Here is a 13,128-nt window from a genome sequence, read left to right on the forward strand (position 1 = left end):
TACAAACTTTGAGACTCGGCGTGTGTGCCGGCTCTAAAAAATTACAGGGCCGCTGAGTTCACCCGGGGTACATGACCGCCAGGAGAAAGAGCACGACCGCCAGCGTGATATAGACCGCGTAGCGTTGAACGTTGCCGCTCTGCAGGTGGCGCAAGATCTTGCCCAGCTGCTCGGCCAGCCAACCCGTACCGTTGACCAAGAGGCCATCGATGATGTTCTGGTCGAACCAGGTCCAGGCTCGGCCGGTGCCGATGGTGCCTTGGACGAAGCTGGCGTCGTAGGCTTCGTCGACCCAGTACTTGTTCTCGAGCACCCGGTACAGACCGCGCACGCGGTCGGCGATTTCGCCGGGCAGTTCGGTCTTCTTGAGATACATGAACCAGGCCAGCGCGATGCCGCTTGCTGCCACCACGACGCTCACACCAGCCGCAATGCCCTCTTGGACATAGGGATGGGCGCCAAATCGTCCGAAGTAGCGGTAGTTCTCCGAGACCAGCCACACCTCGTCGAGCCACAACTCGAAGGCGAGCATGACGTCGTGCAGGGTACCTTCGGCCGGCACCATGAAGTGCGGCCAGCCGGTCAGGCCGCCGATGACCGACAAGATGCCGAGCACCAACAGCGGGATGGCCATCGCGGGGGGCGATTCGTGGATATGCTTTTTGACTTCTTCGCTCGCGCGGCACTCCCCTTCGAAGGTCAGAAAGTAGAGGCGGAACATGTAGAAGGCGGTCAGGCCGGCGGTGATCAGGCCCATGATGAAGAAGAACCAGTGGAAGCCCACGGCCCAGCCGGCGATGTCGACCGGCCCTTCGCTCAGAATCGGGCTCGCTTGCACCGTGGTGAGCAGGCTCATCGACACGCCACCCTCGACGACCTCGGGGACCGTCAGGATGTGCGAGTGCGCCAGCGCCTGCCAGAGGATCAGGTCCTTGGAGAAGAAACCGCTGAAGATGGGAATCCCGGAAATGGCCAGGCAGGCGATGAGGAAAGTACCCGCCGTAATCGGCATATACTTTCGCAGCCCGCCCATCTTGCGGATGTCCTGCTCCTCGTGCATCGCGTGGATGACACTACCCGAGCCCAGGAACAACAGCGCCTTGAAGAAGGCGTGGGTCATCAGGTGGAAGACGCCCGCGCCGTACGCGCCCACGCCCACCGCCAGGAACATGTAGCCCAGCTGGCTGATGGTCGAGTAGGCGAGCACGCCTTTGATGTCGTTTTGGACCAGCGCCATGGTCGCGGCGAAGAACGCCGTGAGCACGCCGATGGTGGCGATGATGATCCCGATGAGGGGATCCATCGAGAAGATGTAGTTGAGGCGCGAGATCAGGAAGACGCCCGCGGTGACCATCGTGGCCGCGTGAATGAGCGCGGAGACCGGAGTCGGGCCGGCCATGGCGTCGGGCAGCCAGGTGTAGAGCGGAATCTGCGCACTCTTACCGGTGCAGCCGATGAAGATGAGCAGCGCGGCCGGAAGCGCCACCGGCAGCAGCGTGATCGCCGTGGCCGGGGTGGTCGCGATCTGCTCGAGGGCGACGTAGTCGAGGGTGCCCGTCTCGTAGAAGAGGATGAACAGGCCCGACAGGAAGGCGAAGTCACCGACGCGGTTGACGATGAACGCCTTTTGGCCGGCCTGCGCCTTGGCCTCGTCGGTGTACCAGAAGCCGATGAGCAGATAACTGCAGACACCGACGCCCTCCCAACCGATGAAGGTGACGAGCATATTCTTGCCCAGCACCAGCATCAGCATCGCGAAGCAGAAGAGGTTCAAGTACGCAAAGTACTTCCACTTCGCCGGGTCGTGCTCCATGTAGCCCACCGAATACAGGTGGATGAGGAAGCCGACGCCGGTGATCACCAGGATCATGACCGCGCTGAGGGGGTCGAGCAAAAACGCGATGTCGAGGGACAACGTGCCCGAGTAGATCCACTCGTAGGCGACGTAAGTGGCCTTTCCGAAGACCATCGTCTCTTCGCCGTTCTCCACGACCGTCGCCGCGTTCTTGAACAGCGTCCAGACGGCCACCATCGAGAACATAAACGACAGAAAGATGGCAGAGTTGGCCACCCATCCGGCGAATTTCTCGGGCATTTTGGCCCCGATGAGGCCGTTGATGATCGCCCCGAGTAACGGGAACAGGACGATCAGCCCGAGAACACTAAAATCTGTGAGATGCGGTTCCATGTTAGCGAATCTCGCTCCAGCAGAAAGTCATTCTGCAGCGGTACGGCCCCAAGTGGGCCGGCTCAGTACTGCAATTCGTGCGCTTCGTCGACGTTGACGCTTCGTTTGTGCCGGAAGATGTGGATGATAATCGCCAGTCCCACGGCAGCTTCGGCGGCAGCAACCGCCATGACGAAGAAGGCAAAGATCTGGCCGTCCAAGTCGACGCGGTACTTGCTAAAGGCGATAAACGTCAGGTTGACCGAGTTGAGCATCAGCTCGATGCACATAAAGAGCGTGATGGCGTTTCGGCGGATCATCACCCCCACCAGGCCGATGCTGAAAGTCGCCGCAGCGAGAATCAGGTAATGTGCCAGTGTCGGTTCCCAAGTCATCGATCAACTCCAAAATAGCGTTCAAAATCCCGTTCGTACGGGCAGTGTCGCCGTTATGCTTGTTACAGGCGTTTCTTGGCGATGATTACAGCACCCACGATGGCCGCCAGAAGCAACAAGGCGGTCAATTCGAAGGGGATCACGAAGCGGTTGACCAGCAAGACGCTGATCGGCTCGACGGTGCCAAAGAAGGAGCCCGCGTCGCGCTCGTCCGAGCTGCGTGCGGCCGCCGGGGCGGTGTCGGCACCTTCCGGTACGATTTCGGGGCGCTGGGCCTCCAAAAAGACCGGGGGCACTTCGAAGGGTTGGGTCTCATCGAAGCGCTTGTATTTGCCCGTCGAGTACATCCGCTCGCCTGCGCTCCACGCCTCGATCTGCTCGGCGTAGCGCGCCTGCAGCGCGTCTTCGGTCAGGAAGGTGTAGAGGCCGGGTACCTGGCTGGGCACCTCGACGAGCAGCAGTTGCTCCTCGTCGGATTCGGTCTTCTCGTCGACCTCTTCGGCAGCGACCGCAGTCGCCTCTTTGACCTCGTCGAAGTCGACCACGGCCAAAATCGCCGAGGCGGCGAAGACGAAGACTCCAGTGGCTGCCAGCGCGGCTAAGACGTGGTGCATGCTGAAGCGGCGAGGACCGAGGTCTTCGTCGCTCAGGTTGAGCAGCATGATGATGAAGAGGAACAGCACCATAATGGCGCCGCCATACACCAGCACCTGCGTGACGGCCATAAAGTGGGCCGACAGCAGCACGTAAAGCCCTGCGAAACAGAAAAAGTCGGCGACCAGCGCCAACGCACTGTAGAGGGGGTTACGAAAGAGGAGAACGGCGATGCTCGTACCGAGCGCGCCGCCTGCCAATATCCAGAAAAATAGGGGTTCCCAGAAACCCATGAACAACTCTCCTTCTGAGAGACGCAGCGTCAGGCTCGGGTGAGATAGCGCATTTCATTGACGAGGTCAAAGGCTTCGCCCGCCCTATTGGGCGGGACGAAACAAGCTTATGCGACCTTCTTACCCTTGCCCTTGCCTTTGCCCCATTTCGGATAGGGACAACAGCCTTTTTCGATGTGTGCTTCGAATTCTTCGGGGAAGACCTGCAGGTAGCTGCGCACCGGGATCGCGAGGGCGTCGCCGAGCGCACAGATGGTGTTGCCCTGGACGTTGTCGACCATGTCGAGCAGCAGCTCGAGGTCTTCTTTGCGCCCACGCCCGGCCTCGATGGCATCGAGCACTTTGCTCGCCCATCCGCTGCCCTCACGGCACGGCGTGCACTGTCCGCACGACTCGTGGTGGTAGAAGTGGGCCAGGCGCTGAGCGATGCGCACCATGCAGGTATTCTGATCCATAAAGGTGATGCAGCCGGTGCCCATGGTGCTGCCGTACTCGCGCATGCCCTCGAAGGACATGGGCGCGTCGAGCGCATCGGGGGTCAGGACTGCACAGGAGGATCCACCCGGGATGAACGCTTTGAGCTCACTCCCTTCGCGCATGCCGCCGCCATACTCCTCGAGCAGCTCACGCACGGTGATCCCTGAGGGCGCCTCGTAGACGCCCGGCTTGTTGATGTGGCCCGACAAGCCGTACAGCTTCGGGCCGCCGTTTTTCTCGACGCCCATCGAGGCGAACCACTCCCCTCCCCGCTCGATGATGAACGGAATGGACGAGATCGACTCGACGTTGTTGACCAGCGTGGGGGCGCCGAAGACGCCGACGATCGCAGGGAACGGAGGCTTGAGGCGCGGCTGACCAGGCTTGCCCTCGAGCCCCTCGATCATGCCGGTCTCCTCGCCGCAGATATACGCGCCGGCCGAGGAGTGGACGTACAGATCGAAGTCGAGGCCGGTGCCCAGGATATTCTCGCCCAGGTAGCCCTTCTCGTAGCACTCGTTAATCGCGCGCTGGAGCGTGCGGATGGCGTTTTGCAGCTCACCGCGCACGTAGATGTAGCCGTAGCGAATGCCCAGCGCCCAAGCCGTGATGATGCAGCCCTCGATCAGCCGGTGCGGATCGAGCTCCATGCAGTAGCGATCCTTGAACGTGCCCGGCTCGCCCTCGTCGGCGTTGACCGTCAGATACATCGGCACGTCGGAGTCTTTGGGCATGAAGCCCCACTTGACGCCGGTGGGGAAACCAGCGCCGCCACGGCCGCGCAGGTTCGACTTTTTGACCTCGTCGATGATGGCCGAGCCATCCATCTTGAAGGCCTTTTTCATCGCCTGGTAGCCGCCGTTGGCTTCATAAACACGAAGGGTGTGGGCGTTGGGAACCTTGAAGTTCCGGCTCAAAAAGAGTTCTTCCATGGTCTTGCCTGCAGTCGCGAGGAGGTTAGTTCCTCCTATGAGATGAGCGCACCAGCTCGATCAGTGCATTTCGGCGGGAGCCGGCAGCTGCTCGAGCTTTTTGTCGAGCTCGTCGAGCAGTTCGTCGACGCTGTCGGGGGTGAGATTCTCGTAGTACTCGATCTCACCGTCCGAGAACGTGATCTGGAACATCGGGGCCGTGCCGCACGAGGCCAAGCACTCCGCCTCGGCAAGCGTGTACTTGCCGTCGGGGGTGGTCTCGCCGAGGCGAATACCCAGACGCTCTTCGAGGTGCTCGATGATCTCGTAACCGCCGCAAAGCGCGCAGCTCAGGGTCGTACACACCTGGATGTGCGCTTTTCCGAGAGGCTGCTTGTTGAACATCGTGTAGAACGTCGCCGTGCTCAACACCTGTGCGGGGTTGAGCTCGAGGCGCTCAGCCAGATAGTCCATCACCTCGACGGACACCCAGCCGAACTCGGACTGTGCCAGCAAAAGCGCGGGCAGCAGCGCGGCCTGGGTGTTGGGGTAACGAGAGACCAGTTCTTGGAACTGTTTTTCGGTTTCTTCGGAGAATTGTAGTGCCATGACTTCTGCGTTCCGCTCCGGGGGTGCAATGCGGCAGTGAAGCTAGTGTTAGCCATTCGCACTGTCAAGAACGGAACTGGAGTCTGCAGGCAAGCTCAGTCGCGCTCGTCGGAAAGGTCGCGCGATCGCGCCGGACGAGGAACTGCTGCGGGGTCGAGCTGGGCGACAAGGAGGCGCTGTTGACGCGTCGAGGACGCGCGCTCGAGGACGATCCACGACTTCCTGAGGCAATACTCCGCGCTGGCACCCACCGGCGGGACGACCACACAGCCTGCGGAGGCGGTCGCATAGGTCCCACGCCCGTCGACGGCCCGGAAGGTCTGCTGGCGAAACACGTGCAACGCGCGGTCGAGCCGATCGCGGGTCTCGAGCCACTCGCTCTCGTCGATGCGCTGGAGCAAAAAGAACTCGTCGGCGTCGCTTCGATAGATCGCATTGCGTTGGCCGGTGGCCAGATGGAGCGCGTCGGCAAGCGAACGCAACACCGTATCCCCGACGACTTTGCCGTAGCGGTAATTGATCTGGCCCAAGTTATCGATATCGACGGCGGTGAGCACGACGAGCTCACCCACCTCGGCGGTTTCATCCAGCAGCGCTTGCAGATGATCTCCGAGCGCCAAGATCGAGTTGACCCCGGTGAGGTGGTCGCGCTCGAGCGCGGCGCGTCCCATGCTCGCCTGAGCGAGGTGCAACCGCACCAGCCGGCGAATATCCGAGGGGAGAAACGGAGCGGTGATCACGTCGTCGAAAGACTCGCGAGCCTGTGCGGCGACGCTGTCGGCCGCCTCGAGGGTGACGAGGTATCGAGTGGCAGCAAATGGAAAGCGCCGACGAAGCTGCTCGATGGTCGCCGCCGCGTCGATCTCGGTGCCGACCGTGTCGACCAGAACGATTTCGGGCGGCTCGCCGCCTTCGCTGGCGATATCTTCTACTGAACTGGCAAAGAGGGTGTCGATCGGCTCTCGGCTCAGTGCCGTTCGAAAGAGCGCTTGGCGTGTAGCATCGGCGCTGATCACCAGCAACTCGTTCGCATCAGTCGCTTGGCGCATCTGGGCGCGCTCGATCAACTCGGCCGGCTTGATGGGTTGCTCGAGGACCAGATCGGCTCCCAAGGTGCGCCCCAGCCCGTCTCCCATCTCCTCGTCGGCTTCGGCGAGCAGGATCAGCTCGAAAGGCGACTCGGGCTGGCGCCGCCGCAGGTAGCGGATCAGGCGCCGCGTGGTGCCAAGTTCGCCTTCCACGGACAACACGACCAGATCGATCGGCGGCGCACCGGCAGGCACGACCACTTCATGGGGGCTGTCGACCAAGACGAGTTCGACGACGCCTTCGGCTGCCTCTTCGAGGCGCTGGCGAAATCCGCTCGGACGTCCGACGTACAAGAGACGAACCGCCGCCCCATCGTCGACTTCCACGTGAGAGGTGTGTCGATCGAGACCGTCGGTGGTCTTGAGGTACGGGCGACCCTGGGTGTCCGACGGGAAATAGGCCCCCGACTCGGGCCTCTCGGACAATACGCCGCGTTGGGCCACCAGATCGGCGAGGTCGTCGAGCAGATCAGTCAGATCGACATCATCGCCCAAGTGGGCGTGCTCGGGCAGGGATTCAAACGTCTCCTCGCCCACCGCAAACAGCGGCGTTTGAGTGCCGCCTGCGGAGATCAATCGCGAGCGTTCGTCATCGGCCAACTCGGCGGCCGTGTCGTCGACCAACACGGCGTCGAAGGAGGCTTCGTCGAGGTGGTCGACAACCGCCCCGACCTCGTCAGCCACAACGAGCTGGAGTGAACAAGCCTCGGCGGCTTGCTGCAGGCGGTCTTGAAAGCTGGAATCTGTCGAGAAGACGAGAATGCGGTACATATGCGTTGCTCTTGGGTCGTTCGGCGCCTTAGGGCATCCGAATCAAAGAAACTCCTGGCTGCCCAGACGATAGTAGAATCGCTCGCGCCCCAACCGGTGAAAGCCCATCGTACGGTACAGGACCGACGCAGGGGTGTTGCCTTGGTAGGCCTCCAGATCGACCCCTTTGAAGCCGTGGTCCTCGGCATAGTCGAGCACTTGGGCGACCAACTCGCGACCGATCCCGCGACGCCGAAACTTCGGCGTCACGTACAGCTCTTCGATCCACAGCGCGCGCCCAGCAAACTTCAACGACCAGTTGAAATTGGCCAACAGTACCCCGCACGGCTCGCCATCGGCGCCCGGCCGGGCCACCCAGCAGATGCACTCCGCGGGGTCGGACTGCGAGGCAGCGATGACCTGTTGCGCCAGATCGTTCATCTCCTCACGCGTCTTGTGAACCCCCAGATCGGTCATATCCTCGAAGAACAGCCGGCCGATGGCCTCGCTGTCTTCGGTTCGGGGTTCTCCATAGACGATGTCAGCAGTGTCACTCACGTTACTGGTATCCATCCGTCAACATCAGAGCTGTGGTTGCGAAGAGTGCGTTGCCCCCAGTGTACTCAAAATTCTGCCAAACGATAGGGAACACCGCAGGAACATCTCGATTCAAGCTGCCCAGTCGTGTACCGACATGCAGCAAGGGTCCCCTGCGGAGGCCGAAGAGTTCGAACCGCAGGCTGCAACGGCAGCCTGGGCTGGGTGTCTAGATACGGCGCATCTCTGCGAGGAGCAACTCGCGCTCTTCCGGGGGCATATTCTCGAGAACGCTGTCGAAGAGGCGGTTTTCGTTGGTGGTGTGCTGGCCCAGAAGGTTGCGCATCTGCTTGACGACTTTCTGAATTTCGTCGGACCGATCCGCGATGGTGTCGCGCGATTGGTTCAACTGCCGGTGCAACCAGCGGGTGCGGTCGCACATCAACTCGTGGGCACTTGCCAAGCTGGCAATGTCGTCGGCCAAATCGGGCCGACGCTTCTCGATTTCGACGAAGAAGACTTCTTCTTCTTGATTGAAGTGATGGAGCATCTCTTCGAGCGCCAGCTTCAGGTCGTCGCTGGCCGTCTCGAGCACCTCCTCACGACGCGCCTTGTCGAGCTCGCCGCTCGAGATCTTTTCGAAGGTATCGCCGATATCTTCGAAGAGCTTGAGGAGATGATCGTGTTCGTGATGAACCACTTCGATCAGATCGGATGAATTGCTCTCTGCCATGAAGCTCGGGGGGGTCGAGAAAGCTGATTGCCCGCCAGGCGCCGCGCAACTTGCAACGGCGACGCGCATCTAAAAGATATCTACGGTCTCTGGTATTCGCAAGCGCGAATGGTATTGCAATACCGCACGGAGTTCCCAAAATCGGTCGAGCGTGGGCCAACGCCCGCCAGATTGTTGTTCACCCACACAGGTCAACATGTCAGCAACATCCGATATTCATCTCGCCCCGCCCTTGGCCACCTGCGTGTACGGCGACGGCTCGGCGAAATTTGTGGGTTTGCACGGTTGGAACGGCAGCCGCGACACCTTCGACGCGCTGTACGAACGATTGGGCGAGGACAGCTGCATTTTGGGGCTCGACCTTCCCGGCTACGGCGACTCGGCCGAGCCGACGCGTTGGGAACTCGAAGCGGTCGCCGAGCAGATCGTCGCCACGATCGACCACGAGCTCGGCCCGGGGCCCGTCTCGTTGGTGGGAAGTTGCAGCGGCGGCATCGTCGCCCTCTTCGTCGCCCCGCTGTTGGGCGAGCGCATGGAGCGGTTCATCTTTCTGGAGCCGTTCGCCTACGTGCCCGAGTACCTGCGAATCTTTCTGAAGCCGGCCGTCGGCCGCCTTTTCTACTACTCGGCGTTCGGCAATCCGATCGGCCGATGGATCACCAACACCGCGCTTTCGGGCCACCGCCAAGACGACACCGACATGATGTCGTCGTTCGCCGAAGGCTCGCTGAAAGTACCGCTCGAGTACCTGCGTCTGTTCGACTCGATCCCGCGACCCGACGACTTCGCCGACCTGCCCGGCCAGATCGAGCTCGTCTACGGTGAGCACACCTTCGACGCCATTCGCGATTCGGTCGAGACGTGGTCCGAAATCTGGCCGCACGCCACCAGGCTGGAGGTCGAAGGCTCGGGGCACCTCATCTTGAAAGAGGCCCCCGATGCCGTCGCAAAGCTTGTGTTCGATCGGGAGTGAGGGTCCAAAAACAGACCCACGCGTCTTACGCCCACCTGAACGCCTCCATCGTCTGAATCTCGTCGAAGCGCTGCTGGAAGCCGGTTTCACGGCGGAACGCGCTGTCGTCGATGACGATGGGGTACTTGATGTGGTTGGTCGAGCCTTTCGGAAGATTCGGAAACCCAAACTTGCCCAGTGAGCGCCCGTAGAGCGGCTCGGGGATGGGGATCTGGGTCCGACCGGTCACGTCGATGAGCAGCGACAGCGGCACCGGCTGAGGGCCGGCGACGTTGAAGACTCCGCGAAGCTTGTGGTCGAGCGACAAGCAGATCGCCTCGGCGGCGTCCTGCTCGTGCATGAACTGGTACAGGGGATCGAACCCGAGCACGGTGGGCACACGCGGCCCTTTCAAGTAACTGGCGAGCGTACCGCGCTGCGACGGCCCCAGCGTGTAGCAAAGCCTCAAGACGGTGGTGTCCATGTCCGGGTAGCGCCACAGCGCCGACCCCGCAAAGAGATCGGCGGCCACGAGGTCGGCCAACTCCGGAAAGGTCGACACCGCCAAGGGCGGCTCTGACTCGGTGTGATACAGCGGCGAGTCGGGCGCGGCGCCATAGAACGTGTGCCGCCCGACGAACACGGCGTGCTCGACGCCGTACGCGTGGCAATGATCGAAGACGGTGCGCGTGCCGCGAAGGTTGATGCGGTAGCGCTCCTCGGCGCCGGCGGTGAAGTGGGTGACCGTGGCCATGTGGATGACCGCGTCGGGCTGCTCGGTGCGGAAGACATCTTCGGCCGGACGCTTTCGGATGTCGGCGCGAAACATCTTGACGCCCTCGGGGGCGTCGGGCCACGGACGCCGGTCGATGCCGAGCACCTCGTGGCCCTCCTCGATCAGCTTCTCGGCCACCAGTCGACCAAGCTTTCCCGAAATTCCGGTAATCAGCGCCTTCATGACTGCCTCGTGTCGTCTTCGGATGTCAGCTGCGGATTGCCGTCGCCAAAGATGCTGCGCCGCTCGGCGCGTCCGCGCTCGATAAGCTGGCGAATGCGCTCTTTGACCTGCCCCACATATCGTTCGATGACCTCGTCGGCCTCGGTGCCGTCGCCCTCGAAGTGCATCGGCTCGCCGTAATAGATCTCACAGTGCACCGGCATCGGCACCGGCAACAGATACGGCGGCACCGGAATGTAGGGCGCCCCGGTGAGCTTGGCGATGCGCTTGAGGTGAAACATCGTCGGCAGGGCCTCTTCGCCGCCGATGAACGCGAAGGGCACGATGGGCGTATTCGTCTCGAGCGCCAGGCGCATAAACCCGGTGCCGAAGCGCACGAGCTGGTAGCGGTCCTTGTAGAGTTTGCCGGTGCCGCGGGCGCCCTCCGGGAAGACCATCAGCAAACGGTCCGCCTCGAGCATGCGAAGCGCGTGCTCGGGCAGGCCGGTAAACTGGCCCACCCGGCTGAACCAATGCGAGACGACCGGCCAGCGCTGGGCGAATCGCTCGACCATGCCCTGGGCGAGCCTGGGCGGGTTCATCTCGAAGAAGAGCGAGGCGATGACCATGGCGCCGTCGACCGGCACGCCGCCCGAGTGGTTGCCCACCACCATCGCCCTCCCCTGCTCGGGGACATTCTCGACGCCATGGGTGCGCACTGTGAAGTAGCTGCGGTACAGCCAGCCGAGCAGCGTGTAGAACTGGGCCAGATGCTTCTGGGAGACCCCGTACGGGTCGAGTCCGTAGCGGTTGAACGGAAGCTCCAAGCGGCGGACCCGCTCGAAGACCTCCTCGTCGACAAAAAATCTCAGCGGCATGACATCACCCCGACAAAATCGATGGTTGGCACGAAGGCGACCAAGCTACGGCTGCTCTAGTTTCCCTGCGGCGGGAACATATTGAGCCGGTAGCGCAGCACGATGCCGTCGTCCGTGGCGTCGACCTCGCCCACAAAAGTGCCGAACATCTTCTGCATCGAGCTGAACATGCCGCCCATCGGATTCGCGCCGCCCATGCCATACATCGGGGCGAGCTTGTCCATGAACTTGCCGTAGTCGTAGGCGATGAGCATCAGCGGGGTATCTTCGGCGCCGGCCGCGTTCTTTCCTTCCAGCAAAACGGCCATCTCGTCCTGCATGCCCACGCCGGCCGATGCAGCCAGAGTGTCCTTGTCCATCGCCATATGCGGCGACTGCAGCCAGGGAGCGTCGGGCACGGCTTTGAGCGCCGACGGCACACCGTTGGGCTTGAGGCTCAGGCCTTGGATGTGCGGGATATACATCTGCATTTGAGACAGCAGCGTCATCGGGTCGCCACTCTCCACCAGCGCCACAGCGTCGAAACTCTGCGGCTGGAAGCTCTGCTGGTCGAGCTGGACGTCGGTCACGACGGCCATCGCCCCGCGCAGGCTGCTGACGAACGGCGGCACGAGCTGGCTATACATCGTGGCCTGCTGGGCGGCCTGATTCCACTGCGCGAAGTCGGGACACTGGAACGGGTCCTGGTTGATGCGGGCGGCCTGATTGTTCAAAAAGCCGATCATCTTCTGGACGTCGACGCCCAGCCCCACCGCGAAGAACGACTTGTCGACCAAGTCGGAGCTGTAGGCAGGCATCGGCGCGGCCGTCTGGGCGAGGTCTTTGGCGAAGCCTCCCTCGGTCTCGAGCACGGCGGTGACCTCCATCAGCTCGGGCGACAGCTCGGTGTAGCCCATGACCACGCGCGGCATCTTCTCGAAGATCGACATGTATTCGCCGCGGCACACCTCGGTCATCTGCGGCGCCTTATAGTCGATGGCCTGGAGCATCGAGGCGGTGATCTCGTCGGCGGGCGCAGCACCTGTGGCGGCGCCTGCGATGCCGACGATGTCGGCGTAGCCCACCGCGTAGGGCAGCAGGCTGTACTTGGCCTGAATGTCCTGGATGACGTTGACGTCAGCCAAGCTGCGCGCCGGCTTCTTCTGGCCGAGCATGTAGGCGACGAACTCGTCGAACGCCTGGGTGGGAGCGAAGCCCACGATGAGCTCCGAGTCGGTGATCGCCAGCGCGATCTTGATCTCGTCTTCGATGTCGTATTGACGGTAGGTCTGCTTGGCGACCTGGCGCATCTGCACTTCGAGGCCCGCCTTGGTCTCCAGGCGGCTGAGCATGCCCTCGAATGCCTTGGCGTTGCCCAGCGACACGCGCATGACCGGGAACCAGCCGATGCCGTAGATGGCCGCCTGGGGGCGCGTCGACAACCCGAGCTGCTTGTACCCTTCGATGGAGCGCGCTTTGCTCAGCTCCTCGAACAGCGCCAGCATGAACTCTTCGCCGGGGTCGCGCTGCGGCTGGTAGTTGTACTGCTGTTGCTGCTGCTTCATCTGCTGACTCAGCGAGTCGTACATCTCCGCATAAGTCTTCATGTACGGCTCGAGCACCTCCATAGGGAACGGCTCGAGGCTGGTGAAGACGTACGGCGTGGTCGCCGGAATCTCTTCGAAATAGGCCGGGACGCGGTCCTCGGCCGCAGTCAGCGCCTTGTCCTTTTTATCGGGAGAGCTCGCGCAGCCGAAGGAGCCGACGGCGAGCAGACAGAAGACAGACGAAAGCAACAAAAGACGTCGAATCATCACACTCTCACAAC

Annotated in this window: 12 protein-coding genes; 1 reads left to right on the top strand and 11 read right to left on the bottom strand. The window is 62.1% G+C overall.

Annotated features, from left to right (window positions below):
• Nucleotides 1-58: 58 nt before the first annotated feature.
• The 8 genes from nuoL to FIV42_RS00160 all read right to left on the bottom strand — a co-directional run bounded on the left by nuoL (nucleotide 59) and on the right by FIV42_RS00160 (nucleotide 8,554).
• Nucleotides 59-2,188, bottom strand: coding sequence for an NADH-quinone oxidoreductase subunit L (gene nuoL, locus FIV42_RS00125; RefSeq protein WP_141195698.1), 2,130 nt, complete (start codon nucleotides 2,186-2,188; stop codon nucleotides 59-61).
• A gap of 62 nt (nucleotides 2,189-2,250) precedes the next feature.
• Nucleotides 2,251-2,562 carry an NADH-quinone oxidoreductase subunit NuoK gene (gene nuoK, locus FIV42_RS00130; RefSeq protein ID WP_141195699.1) on the bottom strand — a complete coding sequence of 104 codons (312 nt, stop codon included), beginning with the start codon at nucleotides 2,560-2,562 and terminating at the stop codon, nucleotides 2,251-2,253.
• Between the two features lie 62 nt (nucleotides 2,563-2,624).
• Nucleotides 2,625-3,449 (bottom strand): NADH-quinone oxidoreductase subunit J family protein, encoded by an 825-nt coding sequence (locus FIV42_RS00135; protein ID WP_141195700.1) that lies wholly within the window; start codon nucleotides 3,447-3,449, stop codon nucleotides 2,625-2,627.
• Nucleotides 3,450-3,556: 107 nt separating this feature from the next.
• Entirely contained in the window at nucleotides 3,557-4,858 is a 1,302-nt protein-coding gene (gene nuoF / locus FIV42_RS00140) for an NADH-quinone oxidoreductase subunit NuoF (RefSeq protein WP_141195701.1), read from the bottom strand.
• Between the two features lie 60 nt (nucleotides 4,859-4,918).
• Entirely contained in the window at nucleotides 4,919-5,446 is a 528-nt protein-coding gene (locus tag FIV42_RS00145; protein WP_141195702.1) for an NADH-quinone oxidoreductase subunit NuoE family protein, read from the bottom strand.
• A gap of 95 nt (nucleotides 5,447-5,541) precedes the next feature.
• Nucleotides 5,542-7,305: a GGDEF domain-containing protein gene (locus FIV42_RS00150; protein ID WP_141195703.1), complete on the bottom strand. Its 1,764-nt coding sequence runs from the start codon at nucleotides 7,303-7,305 to the stop codon at nucleotides 5,542-5,544.
• 42 nt (nucleotides 7,306-7,347) lie between these two features.
• A complete protein-coding gene (locus FIV42_RS00155; protein ID WP_168210288.1) occupies nucleotides 7,348-7,842 on the bottom strand; it encodes a GNAT family N-acetyltransferase in 495 nt (164 codons plus the stop codon).
• A 208-nt stretch (nucleotides 7,843-8,050) separates the two neighbouring features.
• Nucleotides 8,051-8,554 carry a hemerythrin domain-containing protein gene (locus FIV42_RS00160; protein WP_168210289.1) on the bottom strand — a complete coding sequence of 168 codons (504 nt, stop codon included), beginning with the start codon at nucleotides 8,552-8,554 and terminating at the stop codon, nucleotides 8,051-8,053.
• Between the two features lie 196 nt (nucleotides 8,555-8,750).
• Between FIV42_RS00160 and FIV42_RS00165 the strand changes: the two genes are divergently transcribed.
• A complete protein-coding gene (locus FIV42_RS00165; RefSeq protein ID WP_141195706.1) occupies nucleotides 8,751-9,527 on the top strand; it encodes an alpha/beta fold hydrolase in 777 nt (258 codons plus the stop codon).
• 25 nt (nucleotides 9,528-9,552) lie between these two features.
• Here the strand turns inward: FIV42_RS00165 and FIV42_RS00170 are convergent, their stop codons facing one another.
• From FIV42_RS00170 to FIV42_RS00180, 3 genes are read right to left on the bottom strand one after another with little or no spacing between them, the layout of a single operon-like run.
• On the bottom strand, nucleotides 9,553-10,464 hold the full coding sequence (locus FIV42_RS00170; protein WP_141195707.1) for an SDR family oxidoreductase: 912 nt from the start codon (nucleotides 10,462-10,464) through the stop codon (nucleotides 9,553-9,555).
• Nucleotides 10,461-11,321, bottom strand: a complete 861-nt coding sequence (locus tag FIV42_RS00175) for a lysophospholipid acyltransferase family protein (protein WP_141195708.1) — start codon at nucleotides 11,319-11,321, stop codon at nucleotides 10,461-10,463. Before FIV42_RS00175 ends, FIV42_RS00170 begins: the two co-directional genes overlap by 4 nt.
• Nucleotides 11,322-11,377: 56 nt before the next feature.
• Nucleotides 11,378-13,114 (bottom strand): hypothetical protein, encoded by a 1,737-nt coding sequence (locus FIV42_RS00180; protein WP_141195709.1) that lies wholly within the window; start codon nucleotides 13,112-13,114, stop codon nucleotides 11,378-11,380.
• Nucleotides 13,115-13,128 lie beyond the last annotated feature (14 nt).

It is taken from the genome of Persicimonas caeni, assembly GCF_006517175.1.
GTDB lineage: Bacteria > Myxococcota_A > Bradymonadia > Bradymonadales > Bradymonadaceae > Persicimonas > Persicimonas caeni.